This is a genomic window from Corynebacterium sp. HMSC05D08 (genome assembly GCF_001807215.1).
In the GTDB taxonomy this organism is placed as follows: domain Bacteria; phylum Actinomycetota; class Actinomycetes; order Mycobacteriales; family Mycobacteriaceae; genus Corynebacterium; species Corynebacterium striatum.
On record NZ_KV788291.1, the window covers coordinates 1 to 23,716 of the forward strand.

The following is a 23,716-nucleotide window of genomic DNA, read 5'->3' on the forward strand; positions in this document are numbered from 1 at the left end:
AATACAGAACCTAGCGCCTGTGCTATCCGAAACAACGGAACAGCACAGGCGCTACTTGACGTTTTACTTCAATTGCCGATAGTTCATCTATGTGTAGAACCCACATGATCTCTAGTGTTTGGTTGCGTCCGGGCTTTAGCGTGGTATTCGAGGCTCCGTTTTGTTTTACTTGGGTGCTTAACGTCAGCGCTTTATGTTTCGCGTGTTGGTTTTGCTATTTGGTTCTGTTTGGCTTAGTTGGGTTGAATTGGATATCAGCCGTGTAATGCGTAGGGTAGAAGTTTCTGTCTTGTCCATAAAGGCCTGTAGACTAGGCCGTTAGAAACGGACGAGTTTTAATCAAGAAGAGAGTAAGGCTGAATGTCTGAACGCAGTTTCAACGGTCGTAATGATGGCGGCAACGGGTCCGGTAAAGGTGGCTCAGGTCGTCGCGGCTATGGCGCCCGTAATGAGCGCTGCCGTAGTGATCGTCGCGATGAGCGCCGCGGAGAACGCCGTGATGATTTCCGTGGAGAGGATCGAGGCGAGCGCCGCGAGAACCGCCGCAACTACCGTGATAATGACCGTCACGACGATCACCGCGATGACCGACGTGGGAATCGAAATAACGATCGCCGTGGAGGGCGCGATGATCGTCGCGGCCGCAGTGAAGACAACCGCAATGGCAACCGTGGTGGCCGTAATCGTGATGAGCGTCGTGGTAATGGCCGCAACAGGAACGACAAGAGCAAGGCGCATCCGCAGCGTTCCGGCTACCGCGAGGAGCGTATTAACCGGCGCATGACCGATCCGGACCTTCCTTCGGACATCGATATCGAGGATCTTGATCCTTCTGTTCTTCAGGATTTGCGTTCACTGTCCAAGGAAAACATGGAGGCTGTGGCCAAGCACCTCATCATGGCTGGCACCTGGATGGACGATGATCCTAAGCTCGCATTGCGTCACGCACGTGCCGCCAAGGATCGTGCGGGCCGCGTTGCCGTAGCGCGTGAAGCCAACGGCATTGCTGCTTACCGCGCAGGCGAGTGGAAGGAAGCCCTCTCTGAGCTGCGTGCCGCGCGCCGTATCTCTGGCGGTCCTGGCCTCTTGGCGGTCATGGCTGACTGCGAACGCGGTCTCGGCCGTCCTGAAAAGGCCGTTGAACTTGGTCGTAGTGAAGAGGCTCGCAAGTTGGACCCAGACTCCGCTATCGAGCTTGCTATCGTCGTCGCCGGTGCCCGTATTGACATGGGGCAGCCGGAGTCGGCAGTCGTGACTATTCAGCGAGCTAACCCCACCAGGGAAGCACGCGGCCTTTCCGCTTGCCGTTTGTCCTACGCTTACGCCAATGCGCTGCTCGAAGCCGGCCGTAATGATGAGGCCACCGAGTGGTTCAAGCACACCGTCAAGATTGATGAAGGAGATTGGACCGACGCAACTGAGCGCTTGGCCGAAATCTAGAAATGAACATCCTCAAAGCTCACGACTCCCTCCTGTTGGACCTTGACGGCACCGTCTGGGAGGGCGGTCAGCCTCTTCAGTGCGTTGTCGACGTCATCAACTCCTGTGGCGTCCCGGCGGTCTATGTAACCAACAATGCCTCGCGTAGCCCGCAGGCGGTCTCTGAGATGCTCCGCGAGATCGGTCTACACGCAGATGCCGAACATGTGGTCACCTCTGCGCAGGCTGCCTTGGTTCTCATGGGCGCTGAGATACCAGCTGGCTCCAAGGTCCTCATTATTGGTGCGGACTCTTTCCGCGCTCTTGCTCGTGACGCCGGCTACGAAGTAGTCAACAGCGCCGATGACAAGCCGGCAGCTGTTCTGCAAGGCATGGACAAGTCTGTGGGCTGGGCACAGTTGTCTGAGGCTGCTTATGCCATCAACAATGGTGCTAAGTTCTACGCCTCGAACTTGGACACATCGTTGCCCACCGAGCGTGGCTTCGCCGTGGGCAACGGTGCCCTCGTTGGAGCTGTGGCTGCGGCTACTGGGGTAGAGCCCATTTCGGCGGGAAAGCCCGAGCCTGCCATGTTCGCCTATGCCGCCAAGAAGGTCGGCTCTAAGAAACCTCTGGCTGTCGGCGACCGCTTGAACACGGATATCGCCGGTGGCAACGCTGCAGCTATGAACACTTTCCATGTCTTGACTGGCGTCTCTGGAGAGCTGGAGCTCATCGAAGCCCCGGTAGACCAGCGACCTACTTTTGTTGGTGCGGGTTTCCATGAGCTTTCTCTGCCCACAGCGGTGGCGAAACCAAGTGCGCAAGGAGATTTCCGTGCCCGCGTCGACGGTTATGACATTGTGTTGCAGGGGGGAAACTCTAAGTCGACGTCCATCCAAGCACTGCGCACAGTACTGGAGGTTGCGTGGGCGATGCCCGAGCCGCCGCGTTATATTCAGCCACGCAGTGAATTCGCCGAGAAGGCTGTTGCGGCATGGCGATAAAGCCGCATGATCCCCGGGCCGTCATGGCGCCAGAAGAGGTTGATATTGCAATGTCTGAAATCTTGGGCGTCGAAGCGGCCTCGTTAAGCGAAGAAGTAGCCCAGTTAGACCGTGCCCACGCGGTTTTGCGTGAGGCCTTGCAGGAGAACTAATGCCACCACAGCGGCGTCGTTTGGATGCGGAACTAGTCCGCAGGAAAATTGCTCGTTCGCGAGAGCAGGCTGTCGAGATGATCAAAGGCGGCCGAGTAACGGTTGGCGGCTTCAAGGCATCGAAGCCTGCTACGGTTGTCGAGCCAGAGGTCTCCATCAAAGTCGAAGCTGACGCGGCCGATGATTGGGCATCCCGTGGTGCCCATAAACTGCTCGGCGCTTTAGAGGCTTTTGATGTTGATGTCAAGGACAAGCGTGTTTTGGACGCCGGTGCGTCCACGGGCGGCTTTACCGATGTCTGCCTGCGCAAAGGTGCCCGCGAAGTTCTATCCGTCGACGTCGGCTATGGCCAGCTCCTGTGGCGCCTGCAGAACGACGACCGCGTCAAGGTCATGGACCGCACCAACATCCGCAACCTGACTCTCGAGCTCACAGACGGACCCTGCGACGCCATGGTGGGCGATCTTTCGTTCATTTCCCTTAAACTGGTTCTTCCCGCAATCGTGGACGTTATGGCTGACGGCGCATGGTTGCTGCCGATGGTTAAACCACAGTTCGAAGTTGGCAAGGACCGCATTGGCACTGGGGGCGTCGTACGCTCGCCGCAGCTGCGTCAGGAAGTAACCCAAGACGTTGCCGGCTTTGCGCAAACCCTGGGCGTCAGCGTGCGCGGTGTTGCAGCCTCGCCCTTGCCTGGCCCGAGCGGAAATGTTGAGTATTTCCTGTGGCTCGTCAAAGACGGACAGGTAACCTCAGAAGAAGACATTGAAGACATGGTCCGTGTGGCCATCGAGGAGGGGCCCCAGTGAAACGCGAAATTTTGCTCGTTCCGCACGCCAGCCGTGCTGACAACCTCGAAGCAACCATTCGCGCCGCGGAAATCTTGCAGGACGCTGGCATCAAGGTGCGCGTGAGCGCCGCTGAGCACGTCTTGCCAAATCTGCAACACGTCGAGCACACTCCGGCTGCTGCCGCGGGCTGCGAGCTCGTCCTCGTGTTGGGCGGTGACGGCACCTTCCTGCGTGCCGCCGACATGGCACGTGCCGTAGACGTTCCAGTGTTGGGCATCAACCTCGGGCACGTTGGTTTCCTCGCCGAGTGGGAAGCAGAATCGCTAGAGCGGGCGCTCGTCCGAGTCATCGACCGCAACTACGAGGTCGAGGACCGCTTGACCCTCGATATTGAGGTCTCAGACTGCAATGGTCGCTTGTTGGATCGTGGCTGGGCCCTTAACGAAGCCTCCGTTGAAAACCTCAACCGTTCTGGTGTGCTGGACGCCATCTTGGAAGTAGATGGCCGCCCCGTTTCTTCCTTCGGCTGCGACGGCATCCTGATTTCAACTCCCACGGGCTCTACGGCCTATGCGTTCTCCGCAGGTGGCCCAGTCCTATGGCCCTCGCTGGATGCCTTGTTGGTAGTACCGAACAATGCCCACGCGCTATTCACCAAGCCCTTGGTGGTCTCACCTGATTCCAAAATCGCGGTAGAGTCGGCGACAGCCACCACACCCGCGATTGTTATCCTCGATGGATTCCGCGAAATTTCCATGCCGCCAGGTGCCCGCGTTGAGGCAGTCCGCGGTGTACACCCGGTCAAATGGGTGCGCCTTGATAATCAGCCTTTCACCGACAGGCTCGTGTCCAAGCTGCACTTGCCTGTCCACGGATGGCGCGGCCCGCAAAGCTAAGTAACAGAAAGGCAGGTGTAGCTAGCGCATGTTAGTTGACATCACCATTGAAGACTTAGGTGTCATCCAACGCTCCTCGGCGGAGTTCGCCGAGGGGCTTACCGTCCTCACCGGCGAAACCGGCGCTGGTAAGACCATGGTTGTCACGGGCTTGCGTTTGCTTGCCGGTGGCCGCGCCGACGCATCGCGTGTACGCGATGGTGCACAAAAGGCAGCTGTTGAAGGACGTTTCGCCACCTCGCATCCGCAGGCAGCGGAAGTGGTTGAAGCCGTGGGCGGCGATCCCGATGAAAACGGTGAGTTCATCGTCTCTCGTACCGTGTCCTCGGCAGGGCGCTCGCGCGCCTACCTCGGCGGCAGGGCAGTACCCGCCGCTACCTTGGGCGAGTTTTCCTCAAACGTTCTCACGGTCCATGGCCAAAATGACCAGTTGCGACTCCTTGCTCCTGAGCAGCAACTCGCAGCAGTTGATCGCTCGGATCCCAAAATTGCGACCGTTAGGCAGGCATATACAGAGGCCTTTCGCTTTTGGCGTGAGCTAGCCAAAGACTACAAGCACCGTACCGAGTCGCGGCGCGAGCTGGCCCAGGAAGTAGACCGCCTGCAGTTTGCGCTCAAAGAGATCGGCGAAGTCGCACCGGAGCCTGGCGAGGACGGCGAGCTGGTCACGCTTATTCAACGCTTGCAGGACGTCGACACCCTTCGTGAGGCTGCTGCCACAGCGCTGTCCGCCATCGATGGCGAGGATTCCTACGATGATGCTGAGGCCGCGTCCAGCTTGCTGGGGCGCGCCGAGAGCGCATTGGTGGGTGCAACCGATAAAGAGCTTGCAGCGCTGGGAGAAAGGCTCAGCGAGCTCACCAGCCAGCTCTCCGACATTGCTAGCGAACTTGGCGCATACCTCGGTGCGCTGCCAGCAGACCCAAACTTGCTAGAGCAGTCTCTACGCCGCCAACAGGATCTCAAGCAGCTGACCCGCAAGTATGCCGCGGACATCGATGGTGTCTTGGCGTGGCGCGACGCAGCCGCAGCCAAACTTGAGTCGATGGATACCTCGGCCGAAGCCCTGGATGAGCTTCGTGCCAAAGTGATGGAAGCCGAGAAGTTAATGGTCGAAAAAGCCGGCGCCTTGACCAAGGCTCGTACCAAGGCCGCCAAGAACCTAGGCTCGTTGGTCTCGGAGGAAATCCACGGCCTCGCCATGCCGAATTCTGATCTCACGGTGGACGTTCGCCAGACCAAGTACTCGAAGACGGGTGCTGACGAAGTCGAGTTCCAGCTCAACGGCAAACCATTGGCTAGTGCGGCCTCGGGCGGTGAGCTCTCCCGAGTCATGCTGGCGCTGGAGGTTGTGCTCTCCGACGGCGATGGCGGAACCCTCGTATTCGACGAGGTAGATGCGGGCGTTGGCGGTCGCGCGGCGGTGGAGATTGGGCGTCGCCTAGCGCGGCTTGCAACCTCCAACCAGGTAATCGTGGTGACCCACCTGCCCCAGGTAGCCGCCTATGCGGACTCTCACCTGCACGTATCCAAGGAGAAGTTCACCTCGGGCGTGAGCGACTTGAGCTCCCAGGAACGCGTTGAGGAGCTCGCGCGCATGCTCGCTGGCCTCGACGACACTGAGACGGGGCGTGCGCACGCGCAGGAATTGTTTGATCGCGCCCAATCAGAAGTGGCTCAGTTCCGCGCGCCTTCCACACATTGATGTCGTGACGGGGGAGAATGTGGCGCATGAGTCTGTTTTCCCGAAATTCCGATCTGCCTGGTGAACATGGCGCACTGCGCGACTGCACGCCAGGCGGAAAGGGCATGAAGAAGTTCGCTGAAGGTGACTTTGCCGTCATCAATGCCGCCAACATTTCGCGCCAAGAAGCGCAAACGCTGGTCGACATCAAACCTGCCGCAGTCATCAACGTCGCAGAGTTCACCACCGGATCAATCCCTAACTACGGTCCGCACATGCTTCTCGACGCCGATGTCACCCTCGTTGAGGGAGTGGGCGAGGAGTTCGTTTCCAGCTTCAAGGATGGCAAGAAGGCCCGCATTAGCGAAGAAGGTACCGTCTTCGTTGGCGATAAGAAGATTGCTTCTGGCAGCATCGTCACTCGGGAGAAGGCGGAGGAGAAGTTCTCTGAAGCACAGCGCGAGCTGATTGACCACATGGAGGCGTACTTCGGAAACTCCATCGAGTTCATTCACGCTGAAGGGCCGCTGCTCATCGATGGCCTAGGCGTTCCCGATTCCGGCACAGAGATGGCCGGCCGCAAGGTCTTGGTGGTTTCTCCTTCGGAGGATCACCGCAACAAGGTCAAGTTGCTGCGCAACTTCATTCGCGAGTATGAACCCATCATCATCGGTGTTGATGGTGCTGCGGACACCTTAGCGGAGCTGGGATACAAGCCTGACTTTATCGTTGGCGACCCTTCTGCGATCAGCTCTGAGACCCTGCGCAGTGGCGCGCGGGTTATCCTTCCGGCGGAACCAGACGGCACTGCTGAAGGCCTTGAGCGCATCCAGGATCTAGGCATCGGCGCAATGACTTTCCCGGCGGCAACAGACTCTGCTACGGATTTGGCATTGCTTCTTGCTGACTACCATGGAGCGCAGATGATCGTTCAGGTCGGCGGCTCTATCGATCTCGATGATGTCTTTGCCAACGAAGCACACGCAACTCCGGCAGCCTTGCTCTCTCGCATGAAGGCCGGCACTCGGTTGGTCGATGCCGATGCAGTTATCAACCTCTATACCGCGCCCAGCTCGACCAACACCGGCTGGCTGTGGGCTGTTCTGGGTATTTTGGTAGCTCTGGCAGCAATTGTCCTCATCGTGGGACTTGGCGGTGACGCTTCCTTTGGCCAGAACTTGATTGATACGTGGAACAACATTGCATTGAGCGTGCAGGGGTGGTTTAAGTAATGGGAGCTAAGCCGCTTCTCGTCGCGGGACTTGGGTTTGGTACGGCTCTTGGCGTTGCCTTGGGCGCATTGGCCATCGCTCCGAACATGCCTTCTGGCGGGGCAGGCGGCGATGATTCTCTGCGCGAGGAGTTCCAGAAGAAGGCGCAGTCAGAAGACATTCTCAAGGCGCAAGCTGACTCAAGCGACTCGGTGATGAATAAGCTCGCTCCTTTGGTAGTCGATGGCAGCCTCGCACAGCGTCCAGTTATGGTCATTGCGACGGGGGAGGCCGATGAAGGGGATGTCCGTGCCGTTCGCGATCTTCTGAAGTCTGCTGACGCAGAAGACGCAGGACAAATCACCTTGACCGATGAGTTTTTCCGCCAGGAAGGCGCAGATAAGCTTTTGTCTTTGGTGACAAATGCGCTTCCTGCTGGAACAAAGCTCGACACCAAGAAGGTGGATGCAGGCACGCACTCCGGTCAGGCTTTGGGTGCAGCACTGTTGATGGATCCAAAGACCACGGAACCTCTTTCATCGACTAAGGACCGCGCAAATCTTTTGCAGGCGCTTCGCGACGCCGGCTACATCGACTACGAGGACGGCACTATCTTGCCTGCTCAAGCAGTGGTGTATGTCGGTGGCAAGGGCGTTTCCGGCTATTACACCGACGCTTCAGTGAACTTCCTCAAGGCATTTGATGCGGCCGGTGGAAACACCGTGGTGGCAGCACGAGTGGAGCAGACCGCAGATGATCGAATCATTGGTAGATTGCGGGAAGAGAAGTCCGGGATTTCCACTGTCGACTCGAGCAATCGCACGGTCTCCCGTATGGCTGCTGTGATGGCGGTCAAGGAGCAGCTCGACGGCGGCAAGGGAGCCTATGGCTCCGCGGCGTCCGCTGATGCGGCTGCGCCTGCACTGCCGGAGGACATCTAAAATGTCTCACGATTTTGAGGTCGTGGGAAGCGAGCTGCTTCTCGACGCCCCGATTATCGCCGTGCGCCGAGACGAGGTAGTTATGCCTGGTGGCACCACTGCCTTCCGAGAAATCGTTGAGCATTTTGGTGCAGTGGCCATCGTGGCTATTGACGACGCGGAGCGCATTGCGATGGTTCATCAGTACCGTCGCAGCGTTGACCGCCGTTTGTGGGAGCTTCCTGCAGGATTACTCGACATTAAGGGCGAAGATGAGCTAACTGGGGCGCGCCGAGAGCTCCAGGAAGAAGCAGGTTTGGCTGCGCAGGATTGGTCGGTGCTTGCCGACATCATCACCTCGCCGGGCTTCTGTGAGGAGGCCGTTCGCGTCTTCTTAGCGCGGGATTTGTCAGAAGCGCCGCGGCTGGCCGCTGAGGGGGACGAGGAAGCAGACATGGGCTTTGCTTGGGTGGCGCTTGACGATGCCGTCGACCAAGTCATCTCCGGTGAGATTGCCAACTCCATTGCGTGTACGGGAATTCTTGCCGCGTACGCGGTGTTGCGAGGTGGTCGAACCCCGCGCAGCGTTGACGAGCCTTTCGAACTTCGTCCAAAGTCGATGGCGGGGCGTCGACTAGGACCAGACCTGAAGAAGCTGTGAAAGCGGAAGCACTCGCCCAAACGTGGCTCAACCACCTGGCCGTGGAAAAGGGGGCTTCGGCAAACACGTTGAGCAACTATCGTCGCGATGCTCGCCGCTACTTGGAGTGGCTGGCGGACAATGGGATTGATGATCTCGCGGATGTCGACCGTGGCATGGTCGAGGAATACCTGAAGTTTTTGCGCGGTGGGCTAGCCGCGGCGTCGGCAAGCAGGGCGTTGGTCGTGGCACGAGGTCTGCACAAGTTTGGCGTGGCTGAGGGCGTACTTGACGTGGACGTGGCCGGGGAGGTGGCGCCTCCCAAGAACGCTGCGCACCTGCCCGAAACACTGCGCGTGGACGAGGTAGAAAAACTCATTGACTCAGTGCCGGATGGGGAGACCGCGACGCCAATTGATATTCGCGACCGTGCGCTGCTGGAAATGCTGTATGGGACGGGCGCGCGTATCTCCGAGGTCATCGCGTTGTCCGTGGACGACATGAGCGATAACGACGGGATTCTGGTCCTGACAGGCAAGGGCAACAAACAGCGCATGGTGCCTGTGGGTTCGCAGGCACAGAAAGCGGTTGAGGAGTACTTAGTGCGTGCGCGGCCAGTGTTATCGAAGGGAAAGTCGCACGCGCTCTTCCTTAATACACGTGGCGGTGCTTTGTCGCGGCAAAGCGCTTGGGCTGCGCTCAAACTTGCGGTCCAGCGTGCTGGATTGAACAAGTCAATATCCCCGCATACGCTTCGCCATTCCTTCGCCACCCACCTGCTGGAAGGCGGCGCCGATGTGCGTACGGTACAGGAATTGCTGGGTCATTCTTCGGTGACGACGACGCAGATCTATACCCATGTCACCGCGGATTCGTTGCGGGAAGTCTGGCGCACAGCCCATCCGAGAGCCTAGGCTTGAGTCTCTGAACATTGCGCGGACGGCAACGGATCTGATGCGGATGATTCTTGCTCCGTCCTCCCGTGGGTGGGTGGTGCAATAGGAGCGTTGCTACTTGGCGCACTGGCGTGGTTCTTTGCTCGACGCGGCAAGTCTTCCGCTAAATCAAGTTCTCAGGCTGGATAGTCGCGCATTATCGCGATATTTAGGGTGAAGAGGGTACTCTATAATCACAACGTTGTAATGAGCTGTCCGCGTGGCGGTGTGAGATCGTATTTATGATCGAATTGTGGTCAAGGAAGCAGGTGTGACTGTGAGTGAAGAGGGACTGTTTTCAGCCTCTGAAGCGCAGGTTGGGCTGACTGGTCGTCCTATCCGTGAGCTGCCAGAACCGGCTCCGCTGGAAAAGCATGGTCCAGCCACCATCATTTCGATGTGTAACCAAAAGGGCGGCGTGGGTAAGACGACCTCTACCATTAACATGGGTGCGTGCCTTGCTGAGCTAGGTCGTAAAGTCCTGCTCGTTGACCTTGATCCGCAGGGTGCTTTGTCCGCAGGCTTGGGTCTCACGCATGACCAGATCGAAGACACCATTTACGACGTCATGCTTGACAGCCAAACGTCGATTCACTCCGCGATTCAACACACCTCGGTTCCTAACCTGGACTTGGTACCGGCGAACATTGATCTCTCCGCTGCGGAGATTCAAATGGTTAATGAGGTGGGCCGCGAGCACACCTTGGCGCGTGCATTGCGTCCGATTCGCCGCGACTATGACTTCATCATTATTGACTGCCAGCCTTCGCTTGGCCTGCTTACCGTCAATGCGTTGGCTTGTTCGCAGGGCGTAATCATCCCTATGGAATGCGAGTTCTTCTCCCTGCGCGGCCTTGCTCTGCTGACCGATACCGTGGAGAAGGTCTCCGAGCGCATTAACTTTGACCTGGAAGTCATGGGAATTCTGGTCACTATGTTCGATCGCCGCACCAAGCATGCGCGTGAGGTGATGGACCGCGTGGTCGAGTACTTCGGTGACAAGGTCTTTGACACCGTCATCACACGCACTGTTCGCTTTCCCGAGACCTCGGTGGCGGGTGAGCCTATTACTAGCTGGGCGCCGAGCTCCCAGGCGGCTCAGCAGTACCGCAACCTCGCTAAAGAGGTCATCGAGCGCTCCAACGTTTAGGTGCCGGCCACGTGACACAACCGGAGATTACGGGCTTTCGAATTGCGCTGCGCAATTTCGAGGGCCCTTTTGATCTGCTTTTGCAGTTGATCCAGTCCAAGAAGCTCGACGTGACCGAGGTCGCGCTTTCTGAGGTCACCGATGAGTTCGTGGAGTACACCCGGCAGCTTGGCACCACGGCAGATCTCGATGAGACCACAGAGTTTCTGTTGGTGGCTGCAACTTTGCTGGACCTTAAGGCAGCTCGTTTGTTGCCGCGCGGGGAAGTAGATGATCTTGATGACCTCGAGCTCCTTGAGACGCGCGACCTGCTTTTCGCACGTCTTTTGCAGTACAAGGCCTATAAGCAGGTTGCCGATCAGTTTGCGCAATGGCAGCGCGAAGCCCGCCGCCGCTATCCGCGGGCGGTGTCTATCGAGCAACCCTTTGTGGACTTGTTGCCACCGGTGCGCCTAGGGCACACGCCAGCGTCCTTTGCAGAGATGGCTGCCAGCGTATTTCGGCCCAAGCCGCCTGAGGAAGTGGGAACTGGGCACATTCACCAAGTGGCGGTGTCAGTGCCGGAACAGGCCGGCAAGATTCTCAGCACCCTCAAGCTTCTCGGGCAAGGGCAATGGATGAGCTTCGATGCGTTGACCCGTGACTGCACGGTGTCGATGGAAGTCGTGGGCCGCTTCCTAGCTCTGTTGGAGCTGTATAAAGCGAAGGCCGTCGAAGCCGAGCAGCCCGAGTCCTTAGGCCCTCTGGATTTGTCGTGGACCGGCCTTGACGTCGACCCAGCCGTTGTGGCAGCGGCCAACTGGGACTAGTTCCAGCAAGTAGAGGATAGGGGAGAGACCGTGCTTTTTGCGTCTCGCTAGTGGCTTGTTGGCACACGGTCTTCGTGCAGTAAAGTTGCCCGCATGGAACTTCCCCTGATTTCGCAGCAACGGTCGCGTCTTGAGTCCATTCTTCTGGTTATCGATTCACCCGCCTCCGTTGAGTCTTTGGCGCGTGCCCTAGAACTCGAGAAGTCCGTTGTCAGCGACCACTTGCGCGCCATTCAGCGCGAATTCGATTCCCGCGGATCTGGAATTGACCTCAGGGAGACTGCCGAGGGCTGGCGTTTCTATACCCGTCAAGACAACGCTGATGCGGTTGAGGAGTTCTTGCTCGACGGGTCCCAAACCAAGCTTTCCCGAGCTGCGTTAGAGACCCTCGCTGTCGTTGCCTATCGCCAGCCCGTTACCCGCGCGCAAGTCGCTGGAGTCCGTGGCGTCAACGTGGACGGCGTAATGCGCACGCTGACCGTACGTGGACTGGTTAGGGAATTACCCCAAGAGGGTCTGGCGCACCGTTATGAAACGACCGAACTCTTTTTGGAGTTGCTGGGAATTGACTCACTGGAGCGCCTGCCGGACCTGGCGCCGCTGTTGCCTGACCTCGAGCAGATTGATGCGGAGTACTAGCGCAGCATTGACTCAGAATTAGGTCAGACTAGCTCGGTATTGGGCCGGTACAAGGCATTTGGGTATTAGCACGTGGGGAAGCAGTGGGGTAGCATGGCCCAGGTAACTTCATAACTCCAATTGAAAAGGACACTTATCGTGACCCCACCCGCTCGCCGAGACGGCACACCGGAAAAGAAGAAGAGAGACAGCGACATGTTTGTCTCCAATGCGAAACCGGCCCGCCGTCAGCACGTAGACAAGCGTGAACGCGCAAATAAGAAGAAGGCCACCGCAGACTCCGTAGCTCGTGACTTGGGCGCCGACTGGTTGGTTGGTGATAACCCCAAGGGAGAGCGCCTCCAGAAAGTGCTTGCTAAGGCAGGCGTAGCCTCGCGTCGCCACGCCGAAATCATGATCGACGCTGGCCGCGTAGAGGTCAACGGCAAGATCGTCATGCAGCAGGGCGTGCGTGTTGATCCGAACGTCGATGTCATCCGTGTTGATGGCGTGCGCATCAACGTCAACGAAGAGACCCGGTACTTCATTCTCAACAAGCCGCGTGGCTTGCAGTCCACCATGAGCGATGAGCTTGGCCGTCCGTGCATCGGCGACTTGATTGGTGACCGTGTTGCAGCAGGCCAGCGCCTGTTCCACGTCGGTCGTCTTGATGCCGATACCGAGGGACTCATTCTCATCACCAATGACGGCGAGTTGGCAAACCGCCTGATGCACCCCAAGTACGAGGTTCGTAAGACCTACCTCGCTACTGTTTTGGGCGAGGCTGGAAATGGCCTCGTACGCACTCTGAAAGAAGGCGTGGAACTCGAAGACGGACTCGCCAAGGCTGACTATGTTCAGATCGTGGACAAGAACCAGGGCTATTCCTTGGTCCGCGTCGAGCTGCACGAAGGTCGCAAGCATATCGTCCGTCGCATGCTCAAGGAAGCTGGCTTCCCAGTTCAGCGCCTCGTGCGCACGAAGCTGCACACGCTCCAGCTTGGTGAGATGAAGCCTGGTATTCTGCGTGCGCTGAACTCCAACGAGCTCGCGAGCCTGTACAAGGCGGTGGGGATGTAATGGAGGAGAAGATGATTTCTAACATGCCTGAAGGCGGCATGATACTTGCCGTCGACGGACCTTCCGGAACCGGTAAGTCCACCACCTGCCGCGCACTGGCTAAGCGTCTCGACGCAAAGTACGTGGACACCGGTGCGATGTACCGCGTGGCTACGTTGGCTGTTCTGCGCGCCGGCGTGGACCCCAGCGATACGGCGGCCGTCATCGCCGCCACTGCAGACCTCCCGTTGGAAGTCTCTGACGACCCTGATTCCAAGCAGGTTCTGCTAGCAGGAGAGGACGTCTCCCGCGTCATTCGTGAAGACGAAGTCACCCGCAACGTCTCGGCTGTCTCCGCAGTACCTGAGGTTCGTCAGAACCTGGTTGAGCTGCAGCGCAAGCTCGCTTGTGAGGCACACCGTGCCATCGTTGAAGGCCGCGACATCGGCACCGTCGTGTTAGCGAACGCTCCTGCGAAGGCTTTCATGACTGCATCAGCCGCTGTTCGCGCCCAGCGTCGTCATGACCAAAACGTTGCTGCGGGTATCGACTCCGACTTTGACACCGTGCTTGCCAGCGTTGAACGCCGCGACGCTGCTGATTCCTCCCGCGCCACCTCACCACTGCGTCCGGCGGAGGATGCAACCATCGTCGATACTTCTGAGATGACCCTCGAAGAAGTCCTCGACACCCTTATTAACATCGTGAAGGAGTCCGCCAATGGCTAAGGATTTTGAGCATCAAGAAGACAATGCCGTCTCAGGCGACTTCGAAACCGAGTTTCACTATCCAGTGGGCAAACTCGAAGAGGAGACAGTCAGGGATCCACACGGCGGTTGGGCTCCTGAGGACTTCGACGCCAACGAGTTTGACTACGAGTTTGATGAGTCTGAAATCGACGAATCTGAGTTCGGTGAAGCCGACTTTGGTGAGGACTTCGACAACGACGAAGATCCACTAAGCGAAGAAGAGTGGGAGGAGCTCTCCCGCGCCTTCGGCGTTGATGATCAGCACACTGAGGAGAACCTCTGCACGGTCGCTGTTGTCGGACGTCCGAACGTGGGCAAGTCCTCCTTGGTCAATCGTTTCCTCGGCCGCCGTGAGGCCGTGGTGGAGGACCACCCGGGCGTGACCCGGGACCGAGTTTCTTATGTCGCCGAGTGGAACGGCCAGCGTTTCTTCGTCCAAGATACCGGCGGGTGGGACCCCAACGTGAAGGGCATTCACGCCGCAATCGCCCGTCAGGCAGAGCTGGCGATGAATACCGCCGACGTCATCGTGTTCGTCGTCGACACCAAGGTCGGCATTACCGAGACCGACGCGGTCATGGCCCGCAAGCTGCAGAAGTCCGAAGTTCCGGTCATCTTGGTCTCCAACAAGTTTGATTCCGAGACCATGTACGCCGACATGGCTGAGTTTTACGCTCTGGGCCTGGGCGATCCCTGGCCTGTCTCGGCACAGCACGGCCGCGGCGGCGCTGACGTTCTCGACGAGATCCTGCGCCTGTTCCCTGAGGAGCCACGCCACGCCTCCATCACCTCCGGCCCGCGCCGCGTGGCCCTGGTGGGCAAGCCAAACGTCGGTAAGTCTTCCTTGCTCAACAAGCTCACCTCGGAGGAACGCTCCGTTGTAGACAATGCTGCTGGCACCACGGTTGACCCCGTTGACTCCCTGGTTCAGCTTGATCAGCGTCTGTGGAAGTTCATCGATACTGCCGGCCTGCGCAAGAAGGTCAAGAATGCCCAGGGCCACGAGTACTACGCGTCTCTTCGCACCCGCGGCGTCATCGACGCGGCGGAGGTTTGCATCATGCTTATCGACGCCTCCGAAGAGGTCTCCGAGCAGGACCAGCGCGTTCTCAACATGGTGTTGGAGGCAGGCAAGGCCTTGGTTATTGCCTTCAACAAATGGGATCTTATGGATGAGGATCGCCGCTACTACCTCGACCGCGAGATCGACGAGCAGCTGCGCCACCTGCCGTGGGTGACCCGCGTGAACATCTCCGCTCAGACTGGGCGCGCCCTGCAGCGTCTCGAGCCTGCGATGATTGAAGCTTTGGAAAGTTGGGACCAGCGTGTCTCTACCGGCCAGCTCAACAACTGGCTGCGCGAGGCAATCGCTGCCAACCCACCACCGATGAAGAACAATCGTTTGCCCCGCGTCTTGTTCGCCACCCAGGCGTCCACGCAGCCGCCCACCATCGTTCTATTCACCACTGGATTCTTGGATGCTGGCTACCGCCGCTATCTGGAGCGTAAGTTCCGTGAGCGCTTCGGCTTCCACGGCTCTCCGGTGCGCATTGCTGTCCGCGTGCGCGAGCGCCGCGGAAAGAATTCCAAGCGCTAATCGCGATGGGGAAGCGCTAGCAGTACGGCCGTTACGCTGCGATTATACCAAAAAGGCGAGCCATTCTTACACTTTGAAAAGTGTGATGAATGGCTCGCCTTTTTGATTGTCTGTGATTCTGCCCGTTCGGATATTCTGAGAGGGCAATCAAGTATTGACTTCCAGAAAGGCTCTTCATGTTAGCCTCCATTCTCGACCCGACCTCAGCAGTCGCGATCGTCCTCCAAGTCATCATCATTCTCTCTGCGCTTCTCTTAGGTACGCGTTACGGCGGCCTCGGCCTAGGCCTTATCTCTGGCCTCGGCCTTATCATCATGGTATTCGTCTTCGGCCTTGTGCCGGGCGAGCCCCCAGTGGACGTGATGCTGACCATTATCGCCGTCATCGGCTGTGCCGCAACCCTCCAACAAGCCAGAGGCCTCGAGGTGATGATGCAATTCGCGGAGAAATTCCTCCGCGCCCACCCTGAGCGCATCACCATCCTTGCTCCGCTGACCACCTGGTTCCTCACCGTGCTCTGTGGTACCGGACACGTTGTGTATACGATGTTTCCCATCATCGAGGACATCGCGCTGAAGAAGGGCATTCGCCCGGAGCGCCCCATGGCCGTTGCCTCCACCTCTGCCCAGATGGGTATCACCGCTTCGCCGGTTTCTGTGGCCACCGTGTCCCTTGCATCCATCATCGCTGAGAACGCTGGCATCACTGGTGTTTCCTACTCCATCCCACAGATCCTCATGGTCGCCATCCCGGCTTCCCTCTCCGGCGTCCTCCTCGCTGCGCTGTGGTCACTGCGTCGCGGCAAGGACCTCGATAAGGACCCTGCATTCCAGGAGAAAATGAAGGACCCAGAGTTTGCGAAGTCCATCCAATCCTCCAGCCACTCTCTACTCGACGAGGTCTTTCCGGCCTCCGCCAAGCGCTCCGTCGTTGTATTTTTGACCGCCATCGCAGTCGTCGTCATCCTCGGCGCCTTTGATGTCCTGCGCCCGTCCTTCCCTAACGCGGATGGTGAGATGAAGGCCCTCTCGATGAACCTTGTCATTCAGATGGTTATGCTTGTCGCCGGCGCAATCATCCTCATTTTCTGCAACGTCGACAACAAGAAGATCGCCTCCACTCCTGTGTTCAAGGCTGGCATGACGGCAGTATTCTCCGTCTTCGGTGTTGCCTGGATGGCTGATACATTCTTCGAGTCCCACATCGATGCCCTCGAAGCTAACTTGGGCAGCATCGTGCAGACCGCGCCATGGGCATACGCAATCGTGCTGCTCATCGTTTCCAAGCTGGTTAACTCCCAGGCTGCCGCCCTCGTTGCAATCGCTCCGATTGGCCTGTCCCTGGGCATCGACCCAGCGATCATCGTCGGTTTCTACGGCGCAGCCTACGGCTACTTCATCCTCCCGACTTACCCTTCCGATCTGGCCTGCATCGGTTTCGACCGCACAGGTACCACCCGCATCGGCAAGTTCGTGGTCAACCACTCGTTCATCATCCCGGGCGCAATCTCCGTGTTCACGTCCTGCGTGGTCGGCTCCCTGCTGGCATCCGCCATCCTCTAAGCAGCGACAGCTCGCGTGAGCACAAAGGCATCAGTGCGGTAGGCAATCTCCAAAGCCTGCCCCTCGGCAAAGCCCATGTGCTCATACAAATACCAGTTCAGGTTGTGTGTCATCCGGTCGTGAATCTTGGTAGTGTTACGCAGCCAATAGGAGCGAGTGTGCATCAGCTGATGGAGCTGCTCTGGAGTGAGAATATGGTTCCACTTCAGACGCAGCTCCTTTGTGATCTCCCAAGGAGCAGAGACCTCGGGGTAGAAGCCAGGTCGCTGAATATCGCCTGAGTGCATGATGCGCGCCAGCCGCAGCAACCACGGATCGGCACCAACGTCGAGGGTGTTCCACACCAGGAGCACCTTGCCGCCTGGGCGGACTATGCGATCGAATTCACCGCACGCCTTGGCGACGTCCACCCAATGCCAGGTCTGTGCACAGGCAACGGCATCCACGGAGGCGTCGCCAAGCGCAGTGCTCTCTGCCACCGAACGCCACGTAGGAACCCCCAACTGTTCACGCAGAACCCGAGTCATGTCCGGAGATGGATCGCAGGCGAGCACCTGGGGGTTGGTGAGAGTCTCCGTCAGCTTTCCCGTACCGGCACCAACATCAAGGACTGTGTGGGCGTCCGCGATGAGCTCGGCAACTTCGCCTGGATAGCTCGGACGCACGTCGTGGTAGGTATCAGCACCATGCGCGAAAGAAAGCGCTGAGCGCGTGCGGTGCGCCTCTCCCCGAAACGTTGGATTCTCCTTCTCCGAAGCTTTTCTGTAGCTGGGATAATGCGAGGGCTCAGGCAAGTGCGAAGACATAGTGAAAATAACCTACCGCGTTTGCTGGTTCCAGAAAATCCAAGGCTCTGAAATAGAATGGCTTAACATGTCGAATCTTCCTGCGCCCAAGGACCCACGGTGGCTGTTGAAAACCGTGTTTTCCCGGCGCGAGAAGACCATCCCCGCTGCGATCTTGATGTCGATATCGTTCGTGTGCAACGGTATGACACCCGTCATCGTCGGCCGTGCCATTGACGGCGCGATCGCCATCCATTCCTTCGACGCATTGCTGCGTTGGCTGGGCATTCTCGTAGCGATTTTCGCGCTCAATGCAGTGGCAGCTTGGTTTGCGCGGGGTATGTTCTCCCGTGCGATGCTCGAGGTGGGCCACGACTTGCGCATGGCGGTTACAGATCGCATTCAAGATCCGCGGGGCATCGGGGGCCGTGCGCGTACAGCCGGTGAGCTGCTTTCCATTGCCTCCTCGGATGCGAAACGCGTGTCCGAGGCCGTCATCATGACGGTGTTTCCCGTGGCTGAGGTCTGCTCGATTGTCTACGTGGCGATTATGACTTCACGGGTCAACGTGCCCCTAGGCATTGCGGTGCTCCTCGGCGGGCCAGTGGTTGTGTGGATTTCCTTGGTGGCGGCCAAACCTTTGCGCTCACGGTCCGGTGCGCGGCAGGCGGCGCTGGCCCAAGCCTCAGCTACGGCGACAGATGTTGTACAAGGCCTGCGCATCCTGAAGGGCTTGGGCGCTATTGGCACAGTGCGCAAGCGTTATTCGGCGGTTTCTGACGCTGCTTATGAACGCACGATTGATGCAAACGGTGCGCAGGCACGCCTCAACGCGATAACGGAGGCAGTTGGTTCCATCTACGTCATTGCCGTGGCGATTGCTGCGGGAGCTTTGGCCGTAAACGGCACGGTGACAGTGGGCGAGTTGATCACCGTGGTGGGCCTGACGCAGTTTGTCATCACTCCAATGACGATGATGGGCAAAAACATTGCTTCCCGGTGGGCGGCTGCGCAGGCAAGCGGGCGACGTATCACGGAGCTTTTGGACAGCCCGTTCCGTGCCGCCAGCACGCCTCAGGCTCCGCAGTGGGGACCTGGTCTCCACGTTGTAAAGGGCGCTGCGCCGGAAGAACTCGACGACCTACCACGTGAGCGCTTCTTGGTGGCACCCCATGCGGCTGACCTTTTTGCCGGCAGTGTTCAGTCCAATATTCATGAGGATTCCGCTGTGGCAGCTCAAGCGCTGCAGGTTGCGGCCGCCGAGGATATTCCGGGTGGACTGAGCAAGGACGTCGGGGAGAATGGTGGGGCCTTATCTGGTGGCCAGCGGCAACGCGTTGCGTTGGCACGTGCTATCGCAGCAGCGCCGGAAGTCCTCATTTTGCAGGATCCAACCACGGCCGTCGACTCCGTGACGGAGCAAAAGATAGCCGAGCGGGTCTCCCAAGCACGCGCAGGACAAACCACCGTGGTCTACACGAATGCGCCAGCGTGGGCAGCAGTTGCCGAGACAGTTGAGGCGCCGCAGCTTAGCGAACACACTGGGAAGGGCAGATAGCCATGCGATTTCCTACTGCAACGTGGCTGCAGGTACGGCAGAAGGTTGCCGCTCATCTGCATGCGATTGCGCACGCTAAACGCCGCAGTTTCGTGGCCTTCCTCTTGCTTATTGGCGGTGCGGTGGCGAACGTCTATATCCCTATCCTTTTAGGCCGGGTGGTTGATGCGGTGGTGTCGGACGACGGCGAGTTGCGCGGACTCGCATGGATTGGCGTGGAACTCGTGCTCGTGGCGATAGCCTCGGCCGTGTTGTCCGCTGGCGGGTTCTACTTGCTCTCACGTCTTACAGAGAGGGGCATTGCGAATCTGCGCGAGGAAACCGTGGGCACTGCCTTGGGCTTGCCAGTTCACCGCGTCGAGGAGGCCGGGTCCGGTGATTTGGTCTCACGCTCAACAGATGACGTGAGTGAACTTTCCGCAGCGGTTACTGAGACGGTCCCGGTTCTGACTAGCTCGATCTTTGCGATTGTTACCACGGCCGTGGCTCTAATCTCCTTGGACTGGCAATACCTCTTGGTGGTGGCATGCGCGGGACCCATCTACTTTGTAGCGGCACGCAATTATCTGCGGCATGCACCGCAGCGTTATGCAAATGAGCGCGCATCCATGGCTGAGCGTGCGCGCCGGGTTTTGGAGACTATTCATGGCCGGGCCACGGTGCGGGCATATGCGATGGAGCAGCGGATGCGCAGCGGCATTAGTCAGGCCTCGCGTGCCGTGGTGGAAAACGGTAATAGCGCGCGACGCACGATGATGGTCCTGCAGCTGTGGATTACCGCGGTGGAGCTGGTGATGCTTGGGGTAGGTCTCTTCGTCGGCTTCTGGGTCACCTCTAGTGGTGCGATGACCGTGGGTGCCGTTACCGCGGCAATGTTGATGCTCATTCGTCTGCGGGGACCGCTCATGGGGCTTATGCGAGTGCTCGACACGGTTCAATCGGGCTATGCTTCACTAGCTCGAATCGTTGGGGTGACGGTTAATCCGCCGCTTCCAATTTCGCCGGCTGGTGCGCCGCAGCCGCGGGGTGATGTTTCTATGCGGGGTGTTAGCTTCAGCTATGACAGTAGCTATGACAGTGAGGAAAACACTGATGCGTGGGCAGTTGAAGACCTTGACCTTCATATAGCTCCTGGACAAACTGTGGCCCTCGTAGGAGCGTCCGGCGCAGGTAAGACCACCGTCGCTGCGCTTGCTGCAGGGTTGCGCGTTCCGAGTGCAGGCTCAGTGCAGGTTGATGGGATCGAGGTGTCGCGGCTTTCCGACGCCGAGCGAGTCGCCCGTCTCGCGCTGGTTTCCCAAGAGGTTTATGTCTTTTCAGGCACTTTGCGTGATGACTTGTCCTTAGCGCGTCCGAATGCCACTGACGAGGAAATGTGGGCCGCACTGCGCGGTGTCCAAGCAGACTGGGTAGACACCTTTGCCGATGGCTTGGACACCGTTGTCGGTGCGCGGGGAATACAGCTTGAGCCGGTCGCGGCGCAACAGCTCGCTTTGGCGCGCATTTTGCTGCTGGACCCTGCAGTGGTTGTCATGGATGAAGCTACGGCCGAGGCTGGCTCGGTCGGCGCGGGGGCTTTGGAGGCAGCTGCCGACGCTGTGACGGATGGCCGCACTGCGCTGATCGTTGCGCACCGACTGGATCAAGCTTCCCAGGCCGATTGCATCCTAGTGATGGAAAGCGGACGTGTTATTGAACGGGGCACACATAATGAGCTGCTAGATTCTAAGGGCCGATACTGGCAACTTTGGAACGCATGGCAGAAAGGACGTGACTAGCCCGTGCTCACTCCCAATGCCGTACTTAGAACTGCTGCTGTTTGTGCCAGCCTTTTTTTCTTGACATCTTGTGCAACGCCTGCTCCGATAAAACCGGAATCGGCGTCGCTGTGGGATAAGAATTCTGAGCTCGGAATACCGGTGTCTGCGCCTTTTGATGGCCCAGAGCCAGGGGAAAGCCGCTCCATTAATTTGCCTTCTGGGCGTAACTTCATTGTGCACGTTCCGGAGAAATACGACCCTGAGAAGCGCTGGCCGCTGGTGATGGTATTCCACGGTTGGGGCGAGGAACCCAAAGCGATTGAAGGCTACACAGAGATGAATGCTGCGCAGGCCATCGTTGTGTATCCAGCTGGCGTCGAGAAGGCATGGACGCCAGCACCGTATGCCAAGACGACTGAGGAAGAAGACCTCAAATTCGTTGCGGACATGGTTGACAGTCTGCGTGCGACTTACGCTATTGATGACAACCGTATTTTCGCAGCTGGCTTGTCCAACGGCGGTGGCTTCGCAGCGTTCCTGGCTTGCCGTATGCCGGAAACTTTCCATTCGATCGCCACGGTTTCTGCTGCCTACTACGAGGGCATCCACAAGAACTGTTCCGGAGATCCAGTGGGGCGCCTTGACATGCACGGCACCGATGACCCAGTGGTGGAGTATTACGGCGGAACCCGCCACGGTACAAAATACGATTCGGTGTCCACGGTTATGGAGACCAACCGGAAGCGCAATCAGTGCACGACGGATGTCACGACTATGCGGCTGGTCAACAACGCTTTGCAACAAACATGGATCGGCTGTAAAGCTCCGCTGCAGCACATCCGCATCGGCGGTGGATCACACATCTGGCCTGGTGGCCGCGTTGACGACAGAGCAGAGGTAGGAAAAGGCTTTGCCACTGACCGCGTTTTAGACTTCTTTGGCGTACCGGGTAGACCAGCAGGCACCGAGGATCCGGAGTCGGGTAAAAAGACCAGTTAGTCGTCTTGAACCGATGATGCTTGCAGCTGGAAGTGCCGGAAAGTAGCCCCCGGAACGGCGGAAACCCGGCCAACGCAGATTTCGGCCACGGTGCGGAAACCAGCAGCGTAGGCAGGGCCGTTCTTAGCAGTGGGCTGTGGTAATTGAACGAGATGGAAACTGCGGTTGCCAGAGTCTTCGGCGTTGAGCTCTAAGACAGCCTGGGCTGTGGTTCCTGAGCCCGCAAAGAAATCAAGGACCACAGCGTTGGGTCCACCGGCAATGGCTACGAGATGCTTGATGAGCCGGACAGGCTTGGGAAACTCAAATACTCCTTGAACACCCATGACATTTTCAGCGTCGCGTCGTCCAGCGCGGGTTACTCCGAAACGCTCCCCGTCCAAGATTGAACGGGGACGAGCCCCTTTCTTTTGATAGTTCTTGGTATAGACAAACCCCCGCCGAAAGACGAGCTGATCGTAATTCGCTGCGACCTTTTCTCGTCCCCACCGCCAGCGCGCGACCTTCTCCTTACCCGTGGGTTGGTCAGGCCAGTACTGACGGCCTTTCTCATCCGTAATGGGGAAGTCGAGCGTCGGCAGGTATCCCAGCGTCTTGGAATCTAGACGAACCAGTGAGTAGTTTCCGCGCTCGTCGCTGAAGTTATAGTTTGTTGATGTGTGCGCGCCCTCGTCCACATTGAAGCCAGGGTTATCTGGTGACTTGGCGTAACACAAAATGTATTCGTGCTCTACAACGGCATACTTCGAGTCATTCTTGCCGGTTCCGCCTTTCTTCCAAATCAATTGCCCGGCGAAACAGTCCTCTCCGAAGATCTCATCCATGATTTTGCGCAGGTTCGCGCATTCGTCTTCACCAATCGAGACAAAAATGAATCCTGTCTCCTTTAGAATTCCTCTAGCTAGAAATAGGCGTGGGTACATCATGGAAAGCCATTCAGCGTGCCATTGTCCGTAACTTCCGGACCCCATTTTTCGCCTTCGGCGGTAATTGTCCGTGTAAACGAATTCTTTGCCTGTGTTATACGGCGGGTCGATATAGATAACGTCTGCCCTAAAGCCCTCTGAGCCGAGCACCTTGAGCGCATCCAGGTTGTCGCCTTCAAAAATAGTATTTGGAGAGTCTGATTCGCCATTTTGTGCCACCTTGTGTAGTGCGGTGGGTGTGTGAGCTAATTGGGCGGCGGAGTTCTTGCCTGGCCACACGAGCCCAAAGAATTCCTCGGTTGCTTGCGTAGCTGCAGAAGGAGACGAATCCGCAAAAGAGTGAAACTCAGTGGGGGATGAGCTGTTTGTGGAGGGTGTTGGCATAGTCCGCGTAGTCCTCGGCTGTTATTGAAACTTTCGGTATTAACGATACTTTGAGCTCTACTAGGTGCCCGCTGTCAGATGCGGGTTTTGGGTACCGGTGTTCCG

At 58.2% G+C, this 23,716-nt stretch carries 23 protein-coding genes; 20 read left to right on the plus strand and 3 right to left on the minus strand.

Features of this window, described 5'->3' with window-relative positions:
• Positions 1-420: 420 nt before the first annotated feature.
• Entirely contained in the window at positions 421-738 is a 318-nt protein-coding gene (locus HMPREF3148_RS14200; protein ID WP_141741061.1) for a hypothetical protein, read from the minus strand.
• Positions 739-780: 42 nt separating this feature from the next.
• Between HMPREF3148_RS14200 and HMPREF3148_RS00675 the strand changes: the two genes are divergently transcribed.
• The 17 genes from HMPREF3148_RS00675 (at position 781) to HMPREF3148_RS00750 (ending at position 17,199) form a co-directional block, all read left to right on the plus strand.
• Positions 781-1,440: a tetratricopeptide repeat protein gene (locus HMPREF3148_RS00675; protein WP_049062698.1), complete on the plus strand. Its 660-nt coding sequence runs from the start codon at positions 781-783 to the stop codon at positions 1,438-1,440.
• Positions 1,441-1,442: 2 nt separating this feature from the next.
• A complete protein-coding gene (locus tag HMPREF3148_RS00680; RefSeq protein WP_070508555.1) occupies positions 1,443-2,426 on the plus strand; it encodes an HAD-IIA family hydrolase in 984 nt (327 codons plus the stop codon).
• A complete protein-coding gene (locus HMPREF3148_RS13605) occupies positions 2,417-2,578 on the plus strand; it encodes a hypothetical protein (RefSeq protein ID WP_162837378.1) in 162 nt (53 codons plus the stop codon). Before HMPREF3148_RS00680 ends, HMPREF3148_RS13605 begins: the two co-directional genes overlap by 10 nt.
• A complete protein-coding gene (locus HMPREF3148_RS00685; protein WP_049145997.1) occupies positions 2,578-3,387 on the plus strand; it encodes a TlyA family RNA methyltransferase in 810 nt (269 codons plus the stop codon). The genes HMPREF3148_RS13605 and HMPREF3148_RS00685 overlap by 1 nt, the downstream gene beginning before the upstream one ends.
• Positions 3,384-4,265 carry an NAD kinase gene (locus HMPREF3148_RS00690; RefSeq protein WP_049152063.1) on the plus strand — a complete coding sequence of 294 codons (882 nt, stop codon included), beginning with the start codon at positions 3,384-3,386 and terminating at the stop codon, positions 4,263-4,265. The genes HMPREF3148_RS00685 and HMPREF3148_RS00690 overlap by 4 nt, the downstream gene beginning before the upstream one ends.
• Before the next feature lie 28 nt (positions 4,266-4,293).
• Positions 4,294-5,970, plus strand: a complete 1,677-nt coding sequence (gene recN, locus HMPREF3148_RS00695) for a DNA repair protein RecN (protein WP_070508556.1) — start codon at positions 4,294-4,296, stop codon at positions 5,968-5,970.
• A 17-nt stretch (positions 5,971-5,987) separates the two neighbouring features.
• A complete protein-coding gene (steA, locus tag HMPREF3148_RS00700) occupies positions 5,988-7,181 on the plus strand; it encodes a putative cytokinetic ring protein SteA (protein ID WP_172954271.1) in 1,194 nt (397 codons plus the stop codon).
• A complete protein-coding gene (locus HMPREF3148_RS00705) occupies positions 7,181-8,101 on the plus strand; it encodes a copper transporter (RefSeq protein WP_005531420.1) in 921 nt (306 codons plus the stop codon). The genes steA and HMPREF3148_RS00705 overlap by 1 nt, the downstream gene beginning before the upstream one ends.
• Position 8,102: 1 nt before the next feature.
• The gene (locus HMPREF3148_RS00710; protein ID WP_049062692.1) at positions 8,103-8,741 is read left to right on the plus strand and encodes an NUDIX domain-containing protein; all 639 of its coding nucleotides are present in this window, start codon (positions 8,103-8,105) and stop codon (positions 8,739-8,741) included.
• A complete protein-coding gene (gene xerD / locus HMPREF3148_RS00715) occupies positions 8,738-9,634 on the plus strand; it encodes a site-specific tyrosine recombinase XerD (RefSeq protein WP_049062691.1) in 897 nt (298 codons plus the stop codon). The genes HMPREF3148_RS00710 and xerD overlap by 4 nt, the downstream gene beginning before the upstream one ends.
• A gap of 298 nt (positions 9,635-9,932) precedes the next feature.
• Positions 9,933-10,805, plus strand: coding sequence for a ParA family protein (locus tag HMPREF3148_RS00720; protein ID WP_034657531.1), 873 nt, complete (start codon positions 9,933-9,935; stop codon positions 10,803-10,805).
• An 11-nt stretch (positions 10,806-10,816) separates the two neighbouring features.
• Positions 10,817-11,614, plus strand: a complete 798-nt coding sequence (locus HMPREF3148_RS00725) for a segregation and condensation protein A (protein WP_049062690.1) — start codon at positions 10,817-10,819, stop codon at positions 11,612-11,614.
• Between the two features lie 93 nt (positions 11,615-11,707).
• Complete coding sequence (scpB, locus tag HMPREF3148_RS00730) at positions 11,708-12,253, plus strand: SMC-Scp complex subunit ScpB (protein WP_005531429.1); 546 nt, start codon at positions 11,708-11,710, stop codon at positions 12,251-12,253.
• Between the two features lie 138 nt (positions 12,254-12,391).
• Positions 12,392-13,312 (plus strand): pseudouridine synthase, encoded by a 921-nt coding sequence (locus HMPREF3148_RS00735; protein WP_034657485.1) that lies wholly within the window; start codon positions 12,392-12,394, stop codon positions 13,310-13,312.
• Positions 13,313-13,323: 11 nt separating this feature from the next.
• Positions 13,324-14,019 carry a (d)CMP kinase gene (cmk, locus tag HMPREF3148_RS00740; protein ID WP_070508558.1) on the plus strand — a complete coding sequence of 232 codons (696 nt, stop codon included), beginning with the start codon at positions 13,324-13,326 and terminating at the stop codon, positions 14,017-14,019.
• Complete coding sequence (der, locus tag HMPREF3148_RS00745; RefSeq protein ID WP_005531435.1) at positions 14,012-15,637, plus strand: ribosome biogenesis GTPase Der; 1,626 nt, start codon at positions 14,012-14,014, stop codon at positions 15,635-15,637. The genes cmk and der overlap by 8 nt, the downstream gene beginning before the upstream one ends.
• Before the next feature lie 176 nt (positions 15,638-15,813).
• Positions 15,814-17,199, plus strand: coding sequence for an anaerobic C4-dicarboxylate transporter (locus HMPREF3148_RS00750; RefSeq protein WP_049159172.1), 1,386 nt, complete (start codon positions 15,814-15,816; stop codon positions 17,197-17,199).
• On the opposite strand, the gene HMPREF3148_RS00755 is transcribed toward HMPREF3148_RS00750, so the two are convergent.
• Positions 17,196-18,005: a class I SAM-dependent methyltransferase gene (locus HMPREF3148_RS00755; RefSeq protein WP_070508557.1), complete on the minus strand. Its 810-nt coding sequence runs from the start codon at positions 18,003-18,005 to the stop codon at positions 17,196-17,198. The genes HMPREF3148_RS00750 and HMPREF3148_RS00755 overlap by 4 nt on opposite strands.
• Before the next feature lie 67 nt (positions 18,006-18,072).
• On the opposite strand from HMPREF3148_RS00755, the gene HMPREF3148_RS00760 reads away from it, so the two are divergent.
• From HMPREF3148_RS00760 to HMPREF3148_RS00770, 3 genes are read left to right on the plus strand one after another with little or no spacing between them, the layout of a single operon-like run.
• Positions 18,073-19,542: an ABC transporter transmembrane domain-containing protein gene (locus HMPREF3148_RS00760; RefSeq protein ID WP_049159168.1), complete on the plus strand. Its 1,470-nt coding sequence runs from the start codon at positions 18,073-18,075 to the stop codon at positions 19,540-19,542.
• 2 nt (positions 19,543-19,544) lie between these two features.
• On the plus strand, positions 19,545-21,320 hold the full coding sequence (locus tag HMPREF3148_RS00765) for an ABC transporter ATP-binding protein (RefSeq protein ID WP_168713064.1): 1,776 nt from the start codon (positions 19,545-19,547) through the stop codon (positions 21,318-21,320).
• A 60-nt stretch (positions 21,321-21,380) separates the two neighbouring features.
• Positions 21,381-22,301, plus strand: coding sequence for a CE1 family esterase (locus HMPREF3148_RS00770; protein WP_236081547.1), 921 nt, complete (start codon positions 21,381-21,383; stop codon positions 22,299-22,301).
• Here HMPREF3148_RS00770 and HMPREF3148_RS00775 read toward each other — a convergent pair.
• A complete protein-coding gene (locus tag HMPREF3148_RS00775) occupies positions 22,298-23,611 on the minus strand; it encodes a site-specific DNA-methyltransferase (protein ID WP_049191691.1) in 1,314 nt (437 codons plus the stop codon). The two genes, HMPREF3148_RS00770 and HMPREF3148_RS00775, sit on opposite strands and share 4 nt — an antisense overlap.
• Positions 23,612-23,716: the final 105 nt, after the last annotated feature.

Excerpts from the sequence above, each read along its gene's own strand:
- HMPREF3148_RS00705 (WP_005531420.1), top strand. The coding sequence starts at position 7,181 with ATGGGAGCTAAGCCGCTTCTCGTCGCGGGACTTGGGTTTGGTACGGCT.
- steA (WP_172954271.1), top strand. The coding sequence starts at position 5,988 with ATGTGGCGCATGAGTCTGTTTTCCCGAAATTCCGATCTGCCTGGTGAA.
- HMPREF3148_RS13605 (WP_162837378.1), top strand. The coding sequence starts at position 2,417 with ATGGCGATAAAGCCGCATGATCCCCGGGCCGTCATGGCGCCAGAAGAG.
- recN (WP_070508556.1), top strand. The coding sequence starts at position 4,294 with ATGTTAGTTGACATCACCATTGAAGACTTAGGTGTCATCCAACGCTCC.
- der (WP_005531435.1), top strand. The coding sequence starts at position 14,012 with ATGGCTAAGGATTTTGAGCATCAAGAAGACAATGCCGTCTCAGGCGAC.
- HMPREF3148_RS00775 (WP_049191691.1), bottom strand. The coding sequence starts at position 23,611 with ATGCCAACACCCTCCACAAACAGCTCATCCCCCACTGAGTTTCACTCT.
- HMPREF3148_RS00750 (WP_049159172.1), top strand. The coding sequence starts at position 15,814 with ATGTTAGCCTCCATTCTCGACCCGACCTCAGCAGTCGCGATCGTCCTC.
- cmk (WP_070508558.1), top strand. The coding sequence starts at position 13,324 with ATGATTTCTAACATGCCTGAAGGCGGCATGATACTTGCCGTCGACGGA.
- HMPREF3148_RS00710 (WP_049062692.1), top strand. The coding sequence starts at position 8,103 with ATGTCTCACGATTTTGAGGTCGTGGGAAGCGAGCTGCTTCTCGACGCC.
- HMPREF3148_RS00760 (WP_049159168.1), top strand. The coding sequence starts at position 18,073 with ATGTCGAATCTTCCTGCGCCCAAGGACCCACGGTGGCTGTTGAAAACC.
- HMPREF3148_RS00765 (WP_168713064.1), top strand. The coding sequence starts at position 19,545 with ATGCGATTTCCTACTGCAACGTGGCTGCAGGTACGGCAGAAGGTTGCC.
- HMPREF3148_RS00755 (WP_070508557.1), bottom strand. The coding sequence starts at position 18,005 with ATGTCTTCGCACTTGCCTGAGCCCTCGCATTATCCCAGCTACAGAAAA.
- HMPREF3148_RS00680 (WP_070508555.1), top strand. The coding sequence starts at position 1,443 with ATGAACATCCTCAAAGCTCACGACTCCCTCCTGTTGGACCTTGACGGC.
- HMPREF3148_RS14200 (WP_141741061.1), bottom strand. The coding sequence starts at position 738 with ATGCGCCTTGCTCTTGTCGTTCCTGTTGCGGCCATTACCACGACGCTC.
- HMPREF3148_RS00685 (WP_049145997.1), top strand. The coding sequence starts at position 2,578 with ATGCCACCACAGCGGCGTCGTTTGGATGCGGAACTAGTCCGCAGGAAA.
- HMPREF3148_RS00675 (WP_049062698.1), top strand. The coding sequence starts at position 781 with ATGACCGATCCGGACCTTCCTTCGGACATCGATATCGAGGATCTTGAT.
- scpB (WP_005531429.1), top strand. The coding sequence starts at position 11,708 with ATGGAACTTCCCCTGATTTCGCAGCAACGGTCGCGTCTTGAGTCCATT.